The organism is Streptomyces sp. NPDC048196 (assembly GCF_040652715.1).
Taxonomy (GTDB): Bacteria; Actinomycetota; Actinomycetes; order Streptomycetales; family Streptomycetaceae; genus Streptomyces; species Streptomyces siderophoricus.
In genome coordinates this window covers 31998-53280 of record NZ_JBEZMM010000004.1, presented here as the reverse complement: position 1 = coordinate 53280, position 21283 = coordinate 31998, and the positions used below count along the sequence as shown (strand labels likewise).

16 protein-coding genes and 1 pseudogene are annotated in these 21283 nt (G+C 70.9%); 13 read left to right on the top strand and 4 right to left on the bottom strand.

From position 1 onward, the window contains the following. Nucleotides 1-138 precede the first annotated feature (138 nt). Both AB0E02_RS07065 and corA read right to left on the bottom strand, forming a co-directional pair. Entirely contained in the window at nt 139-873 is a 735-nt protein-coding gene (locus AB0E02_RS07065) for an SMI1/KNR4 family protein (RefSeq protein ID WP_362136900.1), read from the bottom strand. Nucleotides 874-964: 91 nt separating this feature from the next. Then, nucleotides 965-2122 (bottom strand): magnesium/cobalt transporter CorA, encoded by a 1158-nt coding sequence (gene corA / locus AB0E02_RS07060; protein ID WP_362136898.1) that lies wholly within the window; start codon nt 2120-2122, stop codon nt 965-967. Between the two features lie 221 nt (nt 2123-2343). Between corA and AB0E02_RS07055 the strand changes: the two genes are divergently transcribed. The 11 genes from AB0E02_RS07055 to AB0E02_RS07005 all read left to right on the top strand — a co-directional run bounded on the left by AB0E02_RS07055 (nt 2344) and on the right by AB0E02_RS07005 (nt 17075). Beyond that, on the top strand, nt 2344-2733 hold the full coding sequence (locus AB0E02_RS07055; protein WP_362136896.1) for a cell division protein SepF: 390 nt from the start codon (nt 2344-2346) through the stop codon (nt 2731-2733). Nucleotides 2734-2788: 55 nt separating this feature from the next. Beyond that, nucleotides 2789-4231 (top strand): biotin transporter BioY, encoded by a 1443-nt coding sequence (locus tag AB0E02_RS07050; protein ID WP_362136894.1) that lies wholly within the window; start codon nt 2789-2791, stop codon nt 4229-4231. Then, the gene (locus tag AB0E02_RS07045) at nt 4228-4587 is read left to right on the top strand and encodes a nucleotide pyrophosphohydrolase (RefSeq protein WP_362136891.1); all 360 of its coding nucleotides are present in this window, start codon (nt 4228-4230) and stop codon (nt 4585-4587) included. The genes AB0E02_RS07050 and AB0E02_RS07045 overlap by 4 nt, the downstream gene beginning before the upstream one ends. A 302-nt stretch (nt 4588-4889) precedes the next feature. Beyond that, nucleotides 4890-5345, top strand: a complete 456-nt coding sequence (locus tag AB0E02_RS07040) for a DUF6099 family protein (protein ID WP_362136889.1) — start codon at nt 4890-4892, stop codon at nt 5343-5345. 689 nt (nt 5346-6034) lie between these two features. Next, nucleotides 6035-6958, top strand: a complete 924-nt coding sequence (locus tag AB0E02_RS07035) for an LLM class F420-dependent oxidoreductase (protein ID WP_362136887.1) — start codon at nt 6035-6037, stop codon at nt 6956-6958. Nucleotides 6959-7170: 212 nt separating this feature from the next. Continuing rightward, entirely contained in the window at nt 7171-8802 is a 1632-nt protein-coding gene (locus AB0E02_RS07030) for a 3' terminal RNA ribose 2'-O-methyltransferase Hen1 (RefSeq protein ID WP_362136885.1), read from the top strand. A gap of 50 nt (nt 8803-8852) precedes the next feature. After that, nucleotides 8853-11504: a polynucleotide kinase-phosphatase gene (locus tag AB0E02_RS07025; protein ID WP_362136883.1), complete on the top strand. Its 2652-nt coding sequence runs from the start codon at nt 8853-8855 to the stop codon at nt 11502-11504. 21 nt (nt 11505-11525) lie between these two features. Further along, the gene (locus AB0E02_RS07020; protein WP_362136881.1) at nt 11526-11696 is read left to right on the top strand and encodes a hypothetical protein; all 171 of its coding nucleotides are present in this window, start codon (nt 11526-11528) and stop codon (nt 11694-11696) included. Between the two features lie 944 nt (nt 11697-12640). After that, entirely contained in the window at nt 12641-13876 is a 1236-nt protein-coding gene (locus AB0E02_RS07015; protein ID WP_362136878.1) for an arginine deiminase, read from the top strand. Between the two features lie 322 nt (nt 13877-14198). Further along, complete coding sequence (gene argF / locus AB0E02_RS07010) at nt 14199-15203, top strand: ornithine carbamoyltransferase (RefSeq protein ID WP_362136876.1); 1005 nt, start codon at nt 14199-14201, stop codon at nt 15201-15203. A gap of 252 nt (nt 15204-15455) precedes the next feature. Continuing rightward, nucleotides 15456-17075, top strand: coding sequence for an amino acid permease (locus tag AB0E02_RS07005; protein WP_362136874.1), 1620 nt, complete (start codon nt 15456-15458; stop codon nt 17073-17075). Here AB0E02_RS07005 and AB0E02_RS07000 read toward each other — a convergent pair. Both AB0E02_RS07000 and AB0E02_RS06995 read right to left on the bottom strand, forming a co-directional pair. Then, nucleotides 17038-17478: a hypothetical protein gene (locus AB0E02_RS07000; protein WP_362137149.1), complete on the bottom strand. Its 441-nt coding sequence runs from the start codon at nt 17476-17478 to the stop codon at nt 17038-17040. The two genes, AB0E02_RS07005 and AB0E02_RS07000, sit on opposite strands and share 38 nt — an antisense overlap. A gap of 3 nt (nt 17479-17481) precedes the next feature. Next, a pseudogene (locus AB0E02_RS06995) lies at nt 17482-17733 on the bottom strand (ATP-binding protein); the annotation flags it as partial. A gap of 305 nt (nt 17734-18038) precedes the next feature. Here AB0E02_RS06995 and AB0E02_RS06990 point away from each other — a divergent pair. After that, on the top strand, nt 18039-18866 hold the full coding sequence (locus tag AB0E02_RS06990; protein WP_362136872.1) for an enoyl-CoA hydratase family protein: 828 nt from the start codon (nt 18039-18041) through the stop codon (nt 18864-18866). A gap of 2 nt (nt 18867-18868) precedes the next feature. Then, nucleotides 18869-21268 (top strand): FAD-dependent monooxygenase, encoded by a 2400-nt coding sequence (locus tag AB0E02_RS06985; protein ID WP_362137148.1) that lies wholly within the window; start codon nt 18869-18871, stop codon nt 21266-21268. The last annotated feature ends 15 nt before the right edge of the window (nt 21269-21283 follow it).

Below are 21283 nucleotides of genomic sequence, written 5' to 3'. Positions count from 1 at the left end.
GCCCCCATGAGGCCCGTCGGTCATGTGTGCCGCCGCTCATGGGGGCCGACGGTTATGGGAGCCGCGTCCCGCGACGCCGGGCATCCGGCTGCGCACGGCGTCCCACCGGTCGTGCCCTGCCTGCCGGTCGGCCGGCGCTCATCCGGCCATCGCAGCCCCGTCCGTCGCTGCTCCCTCAGCCGTGCGCGCGGCGTCCGCCGTCGTACGCTCGGCCCGCTCCAGCCACTCCAGATACCAACTCCGGAACGTGGCCGGCGTGCCGTCGTCCGGGCCCAGCCGCAGGGGCTGCATGTCGACGCCGTCGCAGCGGGCGTCCGCCCATATCCGGCCCCGCTCCGGCCCGCTCACCACCAGCCACCGGCGCTCGGCACACCCGATGTGGCACAGACATATCGCCCCGACGGTGCGGTCCTCGGACCACATCAGCGTCTCCCACCGGTCCCACCAGGCCTCTTCCGCCTCCTCGTACTCCTCCGCACTCTCGAAGTCGGCCTCGTCGGGCCGCTCCGCCTCCAACGCGTCGAGCAGCTCGGCATCGGGACCGGCCTGGGGAAACGGCTCGGGCAAACGGGCGGGGGTCGTCATATTGCCGCCGTCGCCCACCCACTCCCAACCGCCGCCCGCCACCCTGCGCACGGGAAAAACGCCGTAGGCCGGGCCCGCCCCGCCCGCGCCCACCTCTCGGAGGAACTCCCGGTACGCATCGGGCAGGCGCACCCCCAACCAGCGCTCAAGATCCGCCAGTTCGTCCGCCGTGAGCGGTTCGGCCAGCGCGAACCCATGGCCGTGATACCCGAATACCTGCTCCGCGCCCGGTGCCGAGCACAGCCGCAGCACCCGCTCACGGACCCCCGTCCATGTCTGCTCAGTCATGCTCCCACCGTACGAGGCACCACTGACAACGCCGGCCGCGCAGCCGGCTCGCGGTCGGCGCCGCGACGGTGGGTCGAACCCGCGGCACGCCTCAGAGCCAGTCCCGCCGCTTGAAAATGAAGTACAGGCTCACGCACACCACCACCATCAGGCCGATGGCGAAGGGATACCCGAATCCCCAGTGCAGCTCCGGCATGTTCTGGAAATTCATGCCGTAGATCGTCCCGACCAGCGTCGGTGCGAACAGGATCGCCGCCCACGACGAGATCTTCTTGACCTCTTCGTTCTGCTCGAAGCCTGCCTCGGCCAGGGCCCGCATCTCGGCGTTCTGCTGCTGGTTCACCAGGGTGGCGTTGACGGTGAGGATGTCCTGAAGGGCCTGCCGGAAGCCGTCCACCCGCTCCGTGGTGTGCAGCACGTGGTCCGCCACGTCCCGCAGATAGCGGCGCAGCTCCTCGTCGATCGCATACTTCTCGAAGCCTGCGGTCAGGCTCTCCAGGATGCCGTTCAGCGGACGGGTGGCGCGCTGGAACTCCACGACCTCCCGGGAGAGTTCGTAAATACGGCGGGAGACGCGCGGGTCGCCGCCGAACACCTCGGTCTCGATCTCGTCGATGTCGGTCTGTACCCCGGCCACGACCGGCGCATAGCCGTCGACGACCGCGTCGAGGATCGCGTAGAGCACGGCCTCCGGGCCGCGCTTGAGCAGCTCCGGGGCGTCCTCCATGCGGCGGCGCACGGCCGTGAGGTCCGGTGCGCCCCCGTGCCGCACGGTGATGACGAAGTCCCGCCCGACGAAGAGGTGCAGCTCGCCGAAGTCGACCTCTTCGGCGTCGTCCAGATAGCGCGCGGCGCGCAGCACGACGAACAGGGTGCCGCCGTAGCGTTCCAGTTTGGGGCGCTGGTGAGCCTCCAGGGCGTCTTCGACGGCGAGCGGATGGAGGTCGAACTCCGATGCCAGCGTGACCAGTTCGGAGGGTGTGGGGCGGTGCAGCCCGATCCAGGCGAGGGTGTCCGTAGTGGCGCGCTGCTGCCGGAACGCGTCGGCAAGTGAGTCGTGGGTACTGACGCGGTGTCCGTCGCGATACAGGGCGGCGGTGATGACGCTGCTGGCGTTCTCGGCGGGCGGTTCCGGTGGCTGGGATCCGTCTGCGTTTTCGGCGGGCGGGGGCCCGGCGGGCCGCTTCTTCGCGGTTTTGCGCAGGCCACGCAGGCCACGCGGCCGACGGCCGGGAGGTTCAGAGCTCACGACAGAACCGACCTCCGTCACAAGGGGGGATGAACGGGCACACAGAATCTCGACGCAGGATATCTGCCGCAGATGTCAGCACAGGTCAGCGGGCATGGTGCAGGATGGAACGGGACGTGACGCGGCGTGTGTCGCGTCCGGCGAGCTTTGTATGTTTATCCCTAGAATTGCGCGATGCAGATACCGCAGACAGCCATTGCTCCTCTGGGTGAGGTGATTCGGTGAACGGCCCCGATGCCACCGACGAACAGTGGGAAGGGCTCGCCGAGGTCGTCCCGCTCCGCGGCAGTAGTGAGTGGCCCTCCTGGCCCGACCACCGCGCCCTCCCCGAGGACGAACCGGCCGAGGAGCATCGGCGGTTCATGGTCATCCGGGTCCAGACCTTCGCGGACGCCCGCGAGGTCGCCGAGTACCTGATGGCACAGATCCCGGTCCTGTTGGACCTCAGCAGCGCCGACACCGATGTCGCGAAGCGCATCCTGGACTTCTCCAGTGGTGTGGTCTTCGGGCTCGGCAGCGGTATGCACCGCGTTGACACCAACGTCTTCCTTCTGGCGCCGGTCGGCACCGAGGTGGCAGAGGCGGTGACGGGGGCCATCCCCCGTTCGTAGGAAGGATGATCGGGCGGAACGGTTCTCCGGTCGCGCCACTGCATAGCGTCCACGTATGGATACCGGCAGTGTGCGACCGGCGGTCACCGAGTTACGGCTGTCCGCCTTCAAGACCCATCGCGGCATCACCCTGCCGCTCGGCCCGCTCACCCTGTTGAGCGGCGAGAGCGGGAGCGGCAAATCCAGTGCGCTGCAGGCGTACGAGATCCTCGCCCGCCTGGGAAGCGGGGAGTCCCTGGCCCGGGCTGTACGGGACGTAGCAGGCAGCGCATCGGCGTGTGTGCCGGCGGGGTCGCGTCCCGACGAACAGGGGAGACGCGGCTTCCGCATCGGCTGCACGGTCGACGGGCCGGCCGGTCCGGTCGATCTCGATCTCGCCGTACAGGCCGAGCCGGAACTCCGGATCGTCGGCGAGCGGTTGACCGGCGGCGGCGAAACCCTGCTGACCACCGCCCTCACCGACCCGGCGCGTCCCGCGGTGCAGGCGGCCTGGCACACCGCGGGTACGACCCCGGTCACCCGCGCCCCGCTGCCCGACGACCGTCTCGGTACGTCGCTGCTGCCGTTGCGCGTCGCCGGTAAAACGGAGGGCCAGCGGCTCGTGCTGGCGGCCGCCGAGCAGGTCGTGGTCGCGCTGCGCTCGGCGTTCGTCTGCGATCCCCGGCCGGAGGTCATGCGGGGGATGAGGGCGGCCATGGTGGCCGGCGCCGTAGGTGCGGGCGGAACGGGGGGCCGGAACAAGAAGGCGGGCACGGGAAAGGCCGCGGGAAAAGGGGCGACGACGACGGCAACGGCCGGGAGCTGGGGCGCCCGGGTCCGCAACGGGAGCGGAGGCGGTGGCGAGGCAGGGCGTTGGGATCGTGACGCCGACGATGCGCAGGACGAGGGGCGGCTGCGGACCTCCTGCGACAACCTGCCCGCCGTACTGGAGCGGACGAGCAAGGAATGCGCACGACGGCATGCGGTGCTGGTCGCGGCAGTACGGGAGGCCTGCAACGGCCCGGTCGACGGACTGCGTGCCGTCCCGAGACAGCCGGATCAGACAGCGGAGGCGGCGACCGCAGTTCCTTCGCCGGCGGCACCGACGGCACCGGCGAGCGGCGGCCGCAGCGGTTCCGGTACTCGGCGGGCCGGGCAGGGAGCGGTGGCGGAAGAACGGCGTCTGCAGGCCGTGGTCGACCGGGGCGCACTCGGCGAGATGCCCATCGAGCAGCTCGGCGACGGTGAACTGCGGTTCGTAGCCCTGGCACTGGTGCTGCTGACCGGGCCGGGCGTGCTGGCCATGGATCCGGCCGGGGAGATCCCCTCGGCACAACAGCAGATGACCGTCATGGCCGACGGCATGGACCGCTGCATGGACCGCCGGCAGGCGCGCGAGCTGGTGTCACTGGCCGTGCGCATGGCGGAACGCGGGCACGTCCGGCTGCTGGGCACGGTTCGGGACCCCTCGGTCGCCGACGGACTGCCCGACGTACAGGTGCTACACCTAGGAGCATGAGCGAGGATCTTCATGCGCTGCAGCGACGACTGGCCGAATTCGCGGCCGCGCGGGACTGGCAGCAGTACCACACCCCCAAGAACCTGGCCGCGGCGCTGAGTGTCGAGGCCGCGGAACTCGTCGAGATCTTCCAGTGGTTGACCCCGGAGGAATCGGCGGAGGTGATGTCCGATCCGCGGGTCGCCGGCCGGGTCGAGGACGAGGTCGCGGACGTGCTGGCGTATCTGTTGCAGTTCTGCGGGGCGCTGGGGATCGACGCGTTGGCGGCACTGGCCGCGAAGATCGAGCGCAACGAAACGCGCTTCCCGGCGGTCCGGCAGGCCCGGCCGGACCGGCCCCGGGAGGGCGAGGAGTAGCGGGCGGGAGGGGGCGGCTCCGGAAGCGGGGCCGCCCCCTTGATGCTGAATTTTCCGGTCATTGCAGGTTTTTCTGGTGCTCCGAGTCGATCGTGTGACGGGTGGGGGTGATGTGACGTGAGGGGAGCGGGCCACGCGCAAATCGGACTCTCGTCACTCTCTGGAGTTATGGATCTATCCACAGCGCCTTGGTTGTCCACAGATTTGCGAATTCCCCTGGCTTTTTTGGCTGTTGACCCTCACTCTGGGTAGTGAAAGGAGTGCGGGGTGCATGCGAAGGAAGAAGGAAGGAGGGGGAGAGGATGGACGCGGTGCGGATCATCGCGGCCAGCCGGCGCGGCCTGGCGGAGTCGACCACGGTGCAGGACGTGATCGTCGAGGCGTGGCAGGCGCAGGCCTTGGCGGAGGCGATAGGTAGCCATCTCGCGATATGCGGACCGTACGAGGTGCGGTCCCGGGCCCAAGGGCTGGGCGCTGCGAGCGGGCGGTTCAGCGGGGGACTGCCGCGCTCGACGCCGGCCAGAGGCGGACTGAGGGCAGCACAACTCTCCGAAGTGCGTGACGTCAGGGCTGCCTTGTCGGGGCTGTGTCGACTACTGCGCGAGGTATGCGAAGCGCTGGTCGCAGTGGTGCTGCTCGCCGAGGAGGAAGGAACGTACTGGACCTGCGTGGAGGCGATGGACACGCTCGATGAATCGAGAGACCGCGTTACCGGAATACTGGAGAGGCTGGAGGTGCGTGACCCGAACCCTGCCTGAGAACGACCGTAGAAGAAGTCGGAGGACACCAGAAGAAGCCTGATGGTGGTGTGGTAGCCCTGACACGCCAGTTTGCCTGACGGCAGCGGCAGCGGCATCGGTAGCGGTCACATGCAGCGCCGCCACTCCTTCCGAAGGAATGCCTTGCGGCCCCTTCGCACCCTCTGCGCCGGCCACTCCGCCTGCTGCTGACGAATCGCCCTGCATCGCGTGACGGGTCTGCCAGTGGCGGCCTACCTACCGCTGACCGGCGCACCCGCCACGGCACAGCCCGCCTGGCGCAGCCCTCTCGCCACCGCCCGCCCGCCCTCGCCGGACGCCGCGCGTCGCCCCATGCTCACCGGTCAAGGTCCGGCCCGCCGCCCTTGGTCCGTCGCCCGTCGCCCGTCGCCCGTCGCCTGTCGCTTTCGTGCCCTTTGAAGCCCGCTCATGGGCGGGCCGCCCCCGACGGGCCTGAATTCCCCGCTCATCGGCGCCACGTGCCGCAGCTGAGGTATGCAGAGCTACGTACCTACGTCTCTACGTCCCTATGCCCCTATGGCCATCGATCGCCCGCGTGGTCGGGCAGCCAGCAGCGGTGAATGAGCAGGGCCCGGCCGGGACCGGGCGTGCCCGATCCGACCTGAAGCAACGCCATGCAACGACGAACTGCCGCGGTTGGTCCGCCGTGAGAAGTGCAGGATGGAGGTATGGACCTACGAATCTTCACCGAGCCCCAGCAGGGGGCTTCCTACGACACGCTTCTGAAGGTCGCCAAGGCCACGGAGGATCTCGGCTTCGATGCATTTTTCCGCTCTGACCATTACCTGAGCATGGGCAACGGCGACGGGCTGCCCGGTCCGACGGATGCCTGGATCACCCTGGCGGGCCTGGCTCGTGAGACGAAGCGGATCCGGCTCGGCACGCTGATGACGGCAGGCACCTTCCGGCTGCCGGGTGTGCTGGCCATTCAGGTGGCGCAGGTCGACCAGATGTCGGGCGGCCGGGTGGAACTCGGCCTCGGGGCAGGGTGGTTCGAGGAGGAGCACAAGGCGTACGGCATTCCGTTCCCCAAGGAGAAGTTCGCGCGGCTGGAGGAGCAGCTGGCGATCATCACGGGCCTGTGGGCCACCGAGACAGGAAAGGAGTTCACCTACGACGGGACCTACTACCAGCTGGAGAAGTCGCCGGCGCTGCCCAAGCCGGCCCAAGCCAAGGTGCCGGTGCTGATCGGTGGGCACGGTGCGACCCGTACGCCGCGGCTGGCCGCGCAGTACGCCGATGAGTTCAACATCCCCTTCGCCTCGCTCGAAGACAGTGAGCGCCAGTTCGGACGGGTGCGGGCGGCCGCCGAAGCCGCCGGGAGGAAGGGCGATGAGCTGGTGTACTCCAACGCCCTGGTGGCCTGCGTCGGCAACGACGATGCAGAGGTGGCGCGGCGGGCCGCAGCCATCGGGCGGGATGTGGACGAACTGAAGGCCAACGGCCTTGCGGGTTCCCCCGCGGAGGTCGTCGACAAGATCGGGCGCTATGCCGCCATCGGCACTTCCCGCGTCTACCTGCAGATCCTGGACCTAGATGATCTGGACCACCTCCAGCTGATCTCGGATCAGGTGCAGTCCCAGCTGGGCTGAGGTGGTCAGGGGAGGCGCCGAGTCGAACCAATGCGTTGCTGAGCCACGAATCAATGCGTTGCTGAGTCGAACCAGTGCGTTGCTGAGCCGGAGCGACTGCGTTGCCGGGTCGAACGAACTGCGTTGGGTTGGCTGGCCGAGGTAGTGCAGGGGAGTGGTGCGGCTGGGAAAACTGGTGGGGATCGGGGAGCGGTGCCGTAATACTCGGACGGGTGTTCCTGACGATAACCACCACCGGCAGCGCCGACCGTCCTGCGACCGACCTCGGATTCCTGCTGCACAAGCATCCCGACAAGGCGCAACAGTTCTCGACGGCCCATGGCACCGCACATGTCCTGTACCCGGAGGCGCATCCGGAACGGTGCACCGCGGCGCTGCTGCTGGAGGTCGATCCCATCGCCCTGGTGCGCCGGAGTCGTGGCAAGGGCCGTGGCGGAGCTCCGGACTCGGCGCTCGGGCAGTACGTGAACGACCGCCCGTACGCGGCCTCCTCGCTGCTGGCGGTGGCGTTGCGGAGCGTCTTCTCCAGCGCGATGAAGGGGCAGTGTGCGGCGCGGCCGGAGCTGGTGGCGCGGGCGATGCCGTTGCGTATCGAGGTGCCCGTGCTGCCGGCCCGGGGCGGTGCGGAGCTGGTGCGCAAGCTGTTCCAGCCGCTGGGGTGGCAGGTGCTGGCCGAGGCGGTGCCGCTGGACGAGACGTTCCCGGAGTGGGGTGACTCCCGCTACGTACGGCTCGTACTGGAAGGGGAGTGCACGCTCGCCGAGGCGCTGCGGCATCTGTACGTGCTGCTGCCCGTGCTGGACGACGCCAAGCACTACTGGGTCGCGCCCGACGAGGTCGAGAAGCTCCTGCGGGCCGGTGAGGGCTGGCTGGAGGGGCATCCGGAGCAACGGGTGATCGTCGGCCGCTATCTGGCGCGGCGCTGGGCGCTGACGCGGGAAGCCATGGCGCGCCTGGAGCTGGAACGGCTGGCCGAGTCGGACGACGTGGCTGCCGAGGAGATCGACAACGCGGTGGACGAGGAGGCGGACACCGAGGAACGGCCGGTGCCGCTCGCCGTACAGCGGAGGGAGGCGATTCTCGCGGTGCTGCGGTCGGCCGGGGCGGCGCGGGTGCTCGATCTCGGGTGTGGGCAGGGCCAGTTGGTCGGTGCGCTGCTCAAGGACCCGCAGTTCACCGAGATCGTCGGGATGGACGTGTCGATGCGGGCGCTGCACGAGGCGCGGCGCCGGCTGCGGCTGGACCGGATGTCTGAGCGGCAGGCAGCGCGGGTGCGGCTCGTACAGGGGTCGCTGGCGTACACCGACACGCGGCTGAAGGGGTATGACGCGGCGGTGCTCAGCGAGGTCGTCGAGCACGTCGACCCGGAGCGGCTGCCGGCGCTGGTGTACGCGGTGTTCGGGGCGGCCCGGCCGAGGACGGTCGTGGTGACGACGCCCAACGTCGAGTACAACGTGCGCTGGGAGTCGCTGCCGGCCGGGCATGTGCGGCATGCGGACCACCGCTTCGAGTGGACCCGGGAGGAGTTCCGGGGCTGGGCGCGGGAGGTGGCCGCGCGGCACGGTTACGAGGTGGACTTCGGCCCGGTGGGGCCGGACGACCCCGAGGTCGGGCCGCCGACACAGCTCGCCCACTTCCGTAGGGCGGAGGAGGGCGGCAGTGGGGAAGCCGCGGTTGCGGTCGCAGTCGTAGCCGGTGGTCGCGGCGAAAGCGCCGCCGGAACCGGAACCGAAACCGGAACCGAAACCGGAACCGGTGCCGGTAACGGTTTGGGTGCCGCCGCCGGTGCCGGCAGGCGTGCGGAAGGAAGCGGTTCGGTGAGTGGGGAGGAGGGTGCGGTATGACGGGCGTCGACCGTCGGGAAGGAGCGGTGGAAGTGGCTGAGGAAGGGCGCGTGAGGCGCGCGGAGCGGCGGGCGCTCGGGGTGCCGGACCTGTCGCTGGTGGTGTTGGTCGGAGCCACGGGGTCCGGGAAGTCGACCTTCGCGGCCCGGCACTTCAAGGCGACGGAGGTCATCTCCTCCGACTTCTGCCGTGGGCTGGTCAGCGATGACGAGAACGACCAGAGCGCGAGCAGCGATGCGTTCGACGTACTGCACTTCATCGTGGGGAAGCGGCTGGCGGCCGGGCGGCTGACGGTCGTCGACGCCACCAACGTGCAGTCGGAAGCGCGTACCCAGCTGGTGCGACTGGCGCGGGAGCATGACGTCCTCCCGGTGGCGATCGTGCTGGACGTGCCCGAGCAGGTGTGTGCCGAGCGCAACGCGACGCGTGCCGACCGGGCCGGGCTGCCGCGCCGCGTCATCCAGCGCCACCAGCGCGAACTACGCCGGTCCCTGCGGCACTTGGAGCGTGAGGGATTCCGTAAGGTGCACCACCTCAGAGGCCAGGCGGAGGCAGATGCCGCCGAGGTCGTCAGGGAGCGCAGGTTCAACGACCTGCGGCACCTCACAGGGCCGTTCGACATCATCGGTGACATCCACGGCTGCCGTTCCGAGCTGGAGACGCTGCTCGGCCGGCTGGGGTACGTCCTGGCGCGCGACGGGCTCGGCAGGGCCGTGGACGCGGCGCACCCACAGGGCCGTACCGCCGTGTTCGTCGGGGACCTGGTCGACCGCGGACCGGACAGCCCCGGGGTGCTGCGGCTGGTGATGGGCATGGTCGCGGCCGGGCACGCGCTCTGCGTACCGGGCAACCACGAGAACAAGCTCGGCCGCTACCTCAAGGGCCGCAAGGTCCAGCACACCCACGGCCTCGCCGAAACCGTCGAACAGCTGGAGAAGGAGGACGCCGCCTTCCGGGACGAGGTGGGGACGTTCCTGCACGGGCTGGTCAGCCACTACGTCCTCGACGGAGGCGGACTGGTGGTCTGCCACGCCGGGCTGCCGGAGAAGTACCACGGCCGGACGTCCGGCCGGGTACGGTCCTTCGCGCTGTACGGCGACACGACCGGCGAGACCGATGAGTTCGGCCTGCCGGTGCGCTACCCGTGGGCCGAGGACTACCGCGGCCGCGCCGCCGTCGTCTACGGACACACGCCCACCCCGCGTGCCACCTGGCTGAACAACACCATCTGCCTGGACACCGGCTGCGTCTTCGGCGGCCGGATGACCGCGCTGCGCTGGCCGGAGCGGGAGCTGGTGGACGTGCCGGCGGAACGGGTCTGGTACGAGCCGACGAAGCCGCTCGCCACCGAGGCGCCGGGCGGTGCGGACGGCCGTCCGCTCGACCTGGGCGACGTGGCCGGCCGGCGGATCGTGGAGACCCGCCACATGGGCCGGCTCGCCGTGAAGGAGGAGAACGCGGCGGCCGCGCTGGAGGTGATGAGCCGCTTCGCGATCGACCCGCGGCTGCTGCCGTACCTCCCGCCGACGATGGCGCCCTGCGCGACGTCGCAGGCGGACGGCTACCTGGAGCACCCGGCGGAGGCGTTCGCCGGGTACCGGGCGGACGGCGTACGGGAAGTGGTGTGCGAGGAGAAGCACATGGGTTCCCGTGCGGTGGTGCTGGTGTGCCGCGACGAGACGGTGGCCGCCGAGCGCTTCGGGGCGCCCAAGGGGGTCCCGGGTGCGCTCTACACCCGTACGGGACGGCCGTTCTTCGACGACCCGGAGGCGACCGGAAACCTGCTGCGACGGGTCGCCGCGTGCGTCGCGGGGGCCGGGCTGTGGGAGGAGCTGGAGACCGACTGGCTGCTGCTGGACGCGGAGTTGATGCCCTGGTCGCTCAAGGCGACCGGGCTGCTGCGCAAGCAGTACGCGGCGGTGGGCGCGGCCTCCGGAGCGGCGTTTCCGGGCGTGCTCGGCGCGTTGGAGGCGGCGGCCGGCCGCGGGGTCGCGGTCGGACCGCTGCTCCAGCGGCAGCGGGACCGGGCGGCGGACGCCGCGGCGTTCACGGCGGCGTACCGGCGCTACTGCTGGCGCGTCGGCGAGCGGGCGGCGTCGGACGGGCTCGGGGCGCTGGAGGGAGTGCGGCTGGCACCGTTCCAGATCCTCGCCGTCCAGGGGCGCAGCCTCGCCGGGCTGGCACACACGGAGCAACTGGCGCTGATCGACCGGATGGTGGCGGCGGAGAGTGCGGTGGCCGGCCATGACGACGGGGTGGCCGGAGGCGGACGTACGGCCGGCGGGGCCGGGCTGCTGGCCACGACGCGGCGGATCATCGTCGACACCGAGGACGAGGCGTCGGTCGCGGCCGGCATCCGGTGGTGGCTGGAGCTGACCGCGGAAGGCGGCGAGGGGATGGTCGTCAAACCGGTGCAGGCGCTGATACGGCAGCCGGACGGGCGGCTTGTCCAGCCGGGCGTCAAATGCCGCGGGCGCGAGTACCTGCGGATCATCTACGGGCCCGAGTACACCCGTCCGGACAATCTCAAGCGGCTGCGCATACGCCACCTGGGCCACAAGCGTTCGCTGGCACTGCGGGAATACGCGTTGGGCCTGGAGGCGTTGGACCGGATGGCGGAGGGCGAGCCGCTGTGGCGGGTGCACGAGGCGGTGTTCGGCGTGCTCGCACTGGAGTCGGAGCCGGTGGACCCGCGACTGTAGGGCGGCGGCCTGCTGGCCGAGGTGGCGTACTCAGCCCTGCTGGCCGAGGTGGCGTACTCGGCCCTGCTGACCGAGGTGGCGTACTCGGCCCTGCTGGCCGAGGTGGCCGAGGTGGCGCGCCCCCGCCCGTCAGACCAACGGTGGCGCTCGCTCGTTCGCCGTTGGGGGCTGGGGCCTTCGCCGGGCCGTTGAGGGCGCGCTCGCCGTCAGGCCGTTCTCGTCGCGCTTGTTGCGCCTGTCGCACCTGTCGCGCCCGTTGTGCGGTAGGACCGTCGGTAGTCGTTCGGCGGTACGCCTACCGTGCGGGGGAAGTGGCGGCGGAGGGTGGCGGCGTTGCCCAGGCCGGAGAGTTCGGTGATCCGGTCGACGGGGCAGGTTGGCTCGTTCGAGCAACTCGCGCGCCTGGTTGATGCGTTGGGGCTGGAACCACTGCATGGGTGGATGCCTGCGGCCGTGTGGAAGCGGCGGACGAGGGTGCGCGGGCTGGTGTTGGCGCGGCGGGCGAGGGCGGCGACCAGGCCACGCGCCTGGCCAACCACTGACGGGACCGTACGCCCGCCGCCGGGCACTGGCCAACCGCTGTCGGCACCGTACGCCCGCTGCCCGGCAGCGGCGACCACCCGTCCCGTAGGCAGGCGCCTGCCTCGCCCGGTCCAGCCCGGCCCGCACCTTCCGCCCACCACACCGGTGAGCCCCCCGACCCGGCCACCACTAGGACCGGCCGCCACCAGGACCGGTCACCACCAGGGCCCAGCCACCCCAGGCCCAGCCACCGAGGACCCGCACTCAGAGCCCGACCGCCACCGAGGACCCGGCCACCACTAGGACCGGCCACCAGCAGGACCCAGCCATCCCAGGCCCGGCCACCAAGGACCTGGCCCCAGGACCTGGCCCCCACCAAGGACCCGGTAACCAAGCACCGTCCCCAGGACCCGGCCCCCACCACGACCCAGCCTCCACCACGGCCCGGTCACCACAAGACCCGCCCCCCACCGCGACCCGCCCCCACCACGACCCCGTCACCACAAGACCCGCCGCTAAAGCCCGCCTCCCGCCACCCACCCCGTCCGCCGACCTGTGCACCCCACATCGGCCGACTCCCTCCACCCGGCCCCCGGAGCGGCCAAGATGGGGAGATGGGATTCCAAGTCGACTCCGAGGCCGGGCGGCTGCGCCGGGTCATCCTGCATCGTCCCGATCTGGAGCTGAAGCGGCTCACCCCCACCAACAAGGACGCCTTGCTCTTCGACGACGTGCTGTGGGTACGCCGGGCGCGGGCCGAGCACGACGGGTTCGCCGACGTACTGCGCGACCGGGGCGTGGAAGTGCACCTCTTCGGGGATCTGCTGGCCGAGAGCCTGCAGATCCCCGCGGCCCGTGCGCTGGTCCTGGACCGGGTCTTCGACGAGAAGTTGTACGGGCCGCTGGCCACCGACCATCTGCGCGCCGCCTTCGACGAACTACCGGTACCGGCACTCGTCGAGGCGCTGGTCGGCGGGATGACCAAGCGCGAGTTCCTGGAGCAGCATCCGGAACCGACCTCGGTCCGCTTCCATGTGATGGATCTGGACGACTTCCTGCTGGGGCCGCTGCCCAATCACCTCTTCACGCGCGACACCTCCGCCTGGATCTACGACGGGGTGTCGATCAACTCGATGCGCTGGCCGGCCCGCCAGCGCGAGACCGTCCACTACGAGGCGATCTACCGCTACCACCCGCTCTTCCGAGGCGAGGACTTCCACGTCTGGTCGGAGGGGCAGGCGGACTACCCCTCGACGATCGAGGGCGGCGACGTCCTGGTCATGGGCAGCGGCGCGGTGCTGATCGGGATGAGCGAGCGGACCACTCCGCAGGCCGTCGAGCTGCTGGCGCGCGGGCTGTTCGCGGCCGGTTCGGCGCGCACGATCGTGGCGCTGGACATGCCCAAACGGCGGGCGTTCATGCACCTGGACACCGTCATGACCATGGTCGACGGGGATACCTTCACCCAGTACGAGGGCCTGGGCATGCTCCGCTCGTACACCATCGAGCCCGGCTCGGGCGAGACGGACCTCAAGGTCACCGATCACCCGCCGGAGCACATGCACCGCGCCATAGCGGCCTCGCTGGGACTGTCCGACATCCGGGTGCTGACCGCGACCCAGGACGTGCACTCCGCGGAGCGCGAGCAGTGGGACGACGGCTGCAATGTGCTCGCCGTGGAGCCGGGCGTGGTCGTGGCGTACGAGCGGAACGTCACCACGAACACCTTTCTGCGCAAGCGCGGCATTGAGGTGATCACGATTCCCGGGAGCGAGCTGGGGCGGGGCCGGGGCGGACCGCGCTGTATGAGCTGTCCGGTGGCGAGGGACGCGGTGCCCGGGGCAGGCTGAGGCGTGCGGCGGCGGTGGTGGTGGGCGGGGTGCGTGTACGGCGCGGCAGCCGCAGGTAGAACGCGGCCGCCACGGTACGGCGCGGCCACCCCGGGTACGGCGCGGCAGCCGTAGGTAGGACGTGGCAGCCACAGGTCCGACGCGGCCGCCACGGGTACGGCGCGGCAGCCGTAGGTAGGACGCGGCTGCCACAGGTCCGACGGGGCCGCCCCGGGTACGACGCGGCCACCGCACGGAGGGCTTGCCGTATATAGATACGAGACGTCGTATACACTTCCAATCCAATCCCGTCCCCCGACCGCCGCGAAACAGGAGCCGACCGATGGCGATAGACCTCACGGGCCGCCACTTCCTCAAGGAGCTGGACTTCAGCGCCGAGGAGTTCCGCCGACTGATCGACCTCGCGGCCGAGCTGAAAGCGGCGAAGCGTGCCGGTACCGAGGTCCCCCGCCTCCGCGGCAAGAACATCGCCCTGATCTTCGAGAAGACCTCCACCAGGACCCGCTGTTCCTTCGAGGTCGCGGCCGCGGACCAGGGTGCCTCGACCACCTACCTCGACCCGTCCGGTTCGCAGATCGGGCACAAGGAGTCGGTCAAGGACACCGCGCGGGTGCTGGGCCGGATGTTCGACGGCATCGAGTTCCGCGGCAGCCGCCAGTCCGACGTCGAGGAGCTGGCCGAGCACGCCGGCGTACCCGTCTTCAACGGGCTGACCGACGACTGGCACCCGACCCAGATGCTCGCCGACGTCCTGACCATGGTGGAGCACGGCGGCGGCCGCGCCCTGGAGGAGACCGCCTTCGCCTACCTCGGCGACGCCCGCAACAACATGGGCAACTCCTACCTCGTCACCGGCGCCCTGCTCGGCATGGACGTACGGATCGTGGCGCCGAAGGAGCTTTGGCCCGAGGAGGCGGTGATCGCCCGGGCGCACGAGCTCGCCGACACCAGCGGGGCCCGGATCACCCTCACCGAGGACGTCGCCGACGGTGTGCGCGGCGCGGACTTCGTCGCCACCGACGTCTGGGTGTCCATGGGCGAGCCCAAGGAGGTGTGGGACGAGCGGATCACGCTGCTGGCGCCGTACGCGGTCACGATGGACGTGCTGCGCGCCACCGGCAAGCCGGACGTGAAGTTCCTGCACTGCCTGCCCGCGTACCACGACCTGGGCACGGCGGTCGGCCGGGAGATCCACGCGCGGCACGGCCTGTCGTCGCTGGAGGTCACCGACGAGGTCTTCGAGTCCGCGCACTCGGTCGTCTTCGACGAAGCGGAGAACCGGATGCACACCATCAAGGCGGTACTGGTCGCGACGCTCGCCGGCTAGCCAGGGGTCGCGACGCTCGCTGGCTACTAGGGGTGGCGGTCTACGCCTCTCGCCCGACGGCCGCGATATCGCCCCACCGCACCGCACATATCGGCAATATCACACTGCATAGGCATACGTCCCATAGGGCGATCATGCAGCTCCGGCGGCTACCATCGAGCCGCTAGCGGGGTTCGGACCCACCGGTCCGGACCCCGCTCGTGCGTGGCCCACCCGTGCCCCGCGCACCGCACCACCAGAGAGAGAACGCCCATGCGTGCCCCAGGTCCCTCCGGACTGCGCATCAAGTCCCCCGACCTCCTCGTCGCCGAATCGGGCGCGGACCGTGAAGGCAACGGCCTCAAGCGCAGCATGGGCCTCTTCCAGCTCGTCTGCTTCGGCATCGGCGCCATCGTCGGCACCGGTATCTTCGTCGGCCTCTCCGACACCGTCGCCGAGGCCGGCCCCGCGGTCATCGTCTCCTTCCTGCTGGCCGCCGCCACCTGTGTCTTCACCGCCTTCTCCTTCGGGGAACTGGGCGGCGCGATCCCGGTGTCCGGCAGCTCGTATTCCTATGCGTACGCCACGCTCGGCGAGCGCACCGCCTTCCTCGTGGGCTGGTGCCTGCTGCTCGAATATGGCGTCTCGGTGTCGGCCGTGGCCGTCGGCTGGGGGCAGTACCTGAACGAGCTGCTGGGCAGTCTGACCGGCTGGGAGCTGCCGGCCGCGCTCTCCAACCCGCCCGGCGAGGGCGGGATCGTCAACGTCCCGGCCGTCGTCGTGATCCTGCTCGCCGCGCTGCTGCTGGTCCGGGGGATCCGGGAGAGCGCCCGCGCGACCGCCGCGATGGCCGTGCTGAAGCTGGCGATCCTGGTGCTGTTCTGCGCGATCGGCTTCACCGCCTTCCGGGCCGGGCACCTCTCGCCGTTCGCGCCGCAGAGCATCGCCGGGATCACCTCCGGCGCCTCGGTCGCCTTCTTCTCGTACATCGGCTTCGACGCGATCACCACGGCCGGGGAAGAGGTCAGGAACCCGCGGCGGAACATCCCCCTCGCCATCATGATCTGCATCGGCGTGGTCACCGTGCTGTACTGCCTGGTCGCGGTCTCCGCCATCGGTGCGCTCTCCTCCGACCAGGTCGCCGACCAGCCCGCCGCGCTGTCGCTGATCGTCAACCGGGTCACCCACTCGACGCTCGGCGGCGGTGTCATCGCCTTCGGCGCGGTGGTCGCCATCGCGTCCGTCGTCCTCGCGGTGATGTACGGACAGACCCGCATCCTGATGTCGATGTCGCGGGACGGACTGGTCCCGCGCGTCTTCGAAAGGATCTCGCCGCGTACGTCCACCCCGGTCGCCAACACCTGGATCGTCGCGGCCGTCTTTGCCGTGCCCGCCGCGGTCGTCCCCCTGGACGTGGTGATGAACCTGACCACCATCGGGACGCTGGCGGTCATGGCGGCGGTCAATCTCAGCGTGCTGGTGCTCCGCCGGACCCGGCCCGATCTGCCGCGCCGCTTCCGCGTCCCGTTCTTCCCGCTCAGCCCCATTCTCGGCATCGCCTTCTGCGGCTATCTGATGTACGGGACCGGCCCGGCCACCTGGCTGCAGTTCGTGGCCTTCCTGGTGGCCGGCGCGCTGGTCTACGCGCTCTACGGGCGCCGCCACTCCCGCCTCGGCCAGGTCGACGGCCCCGGCACGGTCTCCGCGCCGGCCGCGGAGAACGAGGAGGACGGGGAGGACGGCGAGAGGGACAGGGCGACGGGCAACGACAGCGAGAAGGACGCCGAGAAGCAGAGCGAGAACGACGCCGAGCGGGACAGCGAGAAGGGCGCCGAGAGGGAGCGCGAGGCGACGGTCAGCGCCGGCGCGGCCGGTGCACTTCGGGAAGGGTGAACCAGACCGCCTTACCGCGCCCGGTACGCCGACAGCCGGACGCGGAGCTGAGCGAACGCACCAGGAGCAGCCCGCGATTCCGGATGGCGGGGGCGGGAGCGGTTGCCCGGATGGGAGCGGGGTCGGTTGCCCGGAGGGGAGCGGGGGCGGGAAGTGCGGTGGCGGCGACCGGTGCGTTCCCCGGTCCGTCTTCTGGTTCGTCGCGCGGTTCGTTCCTTGATTCGCCCTTCGGTTCGTCCCTCGGTTCGTCCGGCGGGGACGGTGTGTCCGGTCCGGACAGCGGCCGGGGTGCGCCCGCCCCGGTCATCGGCAGGGGCTTGCCCGATCCGACCGCCGGCAGTGGCAGCGGCAGGGGGAGCGGCAGCACCATCGGCAGCGGCTCTCCCAGCCCCTCGAAGAGCACCTCGTCGCCGTCGTGCACCTCCACCTGGCACCCGTTCGGCCTCCGCTCCACCACCAGCTCGATGGGGTAACCGTCACTGGTGTGCTTGAGGGCGTTGGCGACCAACTCGGCGGTCAGCAGCTGAGCGGTGGTGCGGTCCGCCGTGGTCCCCAGGTCCTGGAGCGCACAGCGGACCATCGCACGAGCGATGGGAACGGCCGTCGCTCCCCGAGGAAGCGCAATGCGCCAGCTCGACGGCGGAGGCGATTCCAACATTGCGCGCGGCGTTCCGTTCGCGAGGGCGGGCTCGGACGATTCCACCGTAGGAAGCGTGGGGGCGGCGCGGGCAGGGTCGGGCGGCCGCAAGGTACGTGACCCAGGTCATACGCGAGGCGGGGCCAAAGTCCCGAACGGGCGGGACCTTCGACCCAGCGAGGCGGGGCCGGGCGGGACGGGCTCGGCACGTACGGGGCGTAGGACGTTATCGCGCCCTCATGACGACAGTCACAGAACAGTGATAGCTTCGAAGGGCATCCGGAAGAGCACCACCGGCCGACCCGCCGAAGGGGGCAGGCAGTCCGATGAGTCCGTTCACAGGATCCGCCCGTAGTACAGAGGCCTGGCAGCACATCCGTGTGACCAGGGAGGACGGGGTCGCCACGGTCACCCTGGCGCGTCCGGAGAAGCTCAATGCGCTGACCTTCGAGGCGTACGCCGATCTCCGTGATCTGCTCGCCGAGCTGTCCCGGGAGCGCTCCGTGCGCGCCCTCGTGCTGGCAGGGGAGGGGCGCGGGTTCTGCTCGGGGGGTGACGTCGAGGAGATCATCGGGGCCACCCTGGGCATGGACACCGGCCAGCTGCTGGACTTCAACCGGATGACCGGGCAGGTCGTGCGGGCCGTGCGGGAGGCCCCGTTCCCGGTGATCGCGGCGGTGCACGGCGTCGCGGCCGGTGCCGGTGCGGTGCTCGCGCTGGCCGCGGACTTCCGGGTCGCCGATCCCTCGGCCCGTTTCGCGTTCCTCTTCACCCGGGTCGGACTGTCCGGTGGCGACATGGGCGCGGCCTATCTGCTGCCGCGGGTCATCGGGCTCGGGCACGCCACCCGGCTGCTGATGCTCGGTGACGCGGTCCGGGCGCCGGAGGCCGAACGGCTCGGTCTGATCAGCGAGTTGGCCGACGAGGGACGGGCCGACGAGGCGGCCGCGGCGCTCGCCCGGCGGCTCGCCGAAGGGCCCGCGCTGGCGCACGCACAGACCAAGGCGTTGCTCACCGCCGAACTCGACATGCCGCTGGCCGCCGCCGTCGAGATGGACGCCGCCACCCAGGCACTGCTCATGAACAGCGCCGACTACGCGGAATTCCACGCCGCGTTCACCGAGAAGCGGACGCCCAAGTGGCAGGGGAAATAGCCATGCGGGTCGCGGTCATCGGCGGCGGACCGGGCGGACTGTACGCCGCGGCGCTCCTCAAACGGCTCGACCCCACCCGTGAGATCACCGTCTTCGAGCGCAACGCCCCCGACGACACCTTCGGCTTCGGCGTCGTCCTCTCCGACGAGACGCTCGGCGGCATCGAGCACGCCGACCCGGAGGTCTACCGCGCGCTCCAGGCGGAGTTCGTCCGCTGGGACGACATCGACATCGTGCACCGCGGCCGTACCCTAACCTCCGGCGGCCACGGCTTCGCGGCCCTCGGCCGGCGCCGGCTGCTGGCCGTACTGCACCGGCGCTGCCGCGGCCTCGGCGTGGAGCTGCGCTTCCGCACCGAGGCGCCGCCCGCCGCCGTGCTGGCCCGGGAGTACGACCTGGTCATCGCCGCCGACGGCGTGCACAGCGCGACCCGCACCGCGCACGCCGACGTCTTCCGGCCGCAGCTGACCACCCACCGCTGCCGCTACATCTGGCTCGCCGCGGACTTCGCGTTCGACGCCTTCCGCTTCGAGATCGCCGAGACCGAGCACGGCGTCGTCCAGCTCCACGCCTACCCCTACGCCGCTCCTGCTCCCGCACCTGTTTCTGCCGATGCCGGCCTCGCCCCGTCCCACGCCCGTCCTGCCGCCGCCCCCGACGCCGGTCCCCCTCCGCCTACCGCCGGCTCTTCGGCGGAGCTCGCCGGTACTGACTCGGCCCTCGGTGCCAGCACCGTCATCGTGGAGATGCGGGAGGAGGTCTGGCGGGCCGCCGGGCTGGACCGGGCCGATGAGCGGACGTCGGTGGAGTGGTGCGGCAAGGTCTTCAACGACGCCTTGCGCGGCCGGGCCCTGCGGTCCAACAACTCCAGCTGGATCGCCTTCCGCACCGTCGTCAACGAACGCTGGTCGCACGGCAACACCGTGCTGCTCGGCGATGCCGCGCACACCGCGCACTTCTCCATCGGCTCCGGCACCAAACTCGCCGTCGAGGACGCCCTGGCGCTGGCCGCCTGCCTCGAAGAGCAGCCGGACATCCCCGCCGCCCTCGCCGCCTACGAGGCGGAGCGCCGGCCCGTCGTCGCCTCCACCCAGCGGGCCGCGCGCGCCAGCCTCGCGTGGTTCGAGGAGCTCGCCGGGTACGTCGAGCAGCCGCCGCGCCAGTTCGCCTTCAACCTGCTCACCCGCAGCCGCCGCGTCACCCACGACAACCTGCGACTGCGCGACCCCGGATTCGTCGCCGCCGTCGAGGACGAGGCGGGCATCCCGGCCGGCACCCCGCCGATGTTCACGCCCTTCCGGCTGCGCGGGCTCACCCTGCGCAACCGCGTGGTCGTGTCACCGATGGACATGTACTCATCCGAGGACGGTGTCCCCGGCGACTTCCACCTCGTACACCTCGGCGCCCGGGCCCTCGGCGGGGCCGGACTCGTGATGACCGAGATGGTGTGCGTCAGCGAACAGGGCCGGATCACACCGGGCTGCGCCGGTCTCTACACGGCCGAACAGGCGGTGGCCTGGTGCCGCGTCACCGACTTCGTGCACACCCGGGCGCCCGGCACCGCGATCGGCGTGCAGCTCGGCCACTCCGGCCGCAAGGGCTCCACCAAGCTGATGTGGGACGGCATCGACGAACCGCTCGACACCGGCAACTGGCCGCTCGTCGCCGCATCCCCCCTTCCCTACAAGCCCGGCAGCCAGCGCCCCCACGAGCTGACCACCGGCGAACTCACCGCACTGCGGCGGGAGTTCACCGACGCCACACGGCGCGCCGCCGACTGCGGCTTCGACCTCCTCGAACTGCACTGCGCCCACGGCTATCTGCTGTCCGGATTCCTCTCCCCGCTGACCAATCAACGCACCGACGCCTACGGAGGTTCCCTGGCCGGCCGGCTCCGCTTCCCGCTCGACGTCTTCGACGCGGTGCGCGAGGTGTGGCCGGACGACCGGCCGATGACCGTCCGGATCTCCGCCACCGACTGGGCCGACGGCGGCACCACCGCCGAGGACGCGGTGGCCATGGCAGCCGCGTTCGCCGAGCACGGCGCCGACGCCATCGACGTCTCCACCGGGCAGGTCGTCTCCGGCGAGCGCCCCGACTTCGGCCGCTCGTACCAGACGCCGTTCGCCGACCGGATCCGCAACGCGCTCGGCGTGCCGGTCATCGCGGTCGGCGCGATCTCCTCCTGGGACGACGTGAACTCCCTCGTCCTGGCCGGGCGTGCCGACCTGTGCGCACTGGCCCGACCGCACCTCTACGACCCGCACTGGACGCTGCACGCCGCCGCCGAGCAGGGCTACACCGGCCCGGGCGCCCCCTGGCCGCTGCCCTACCAGGCGGGCAGCCGCACCCCGCCCACCGGGCGCACCGACGCACCGAAGCCCCGCCTCACGCTGCGGTGACGGGGGAGGCACGGG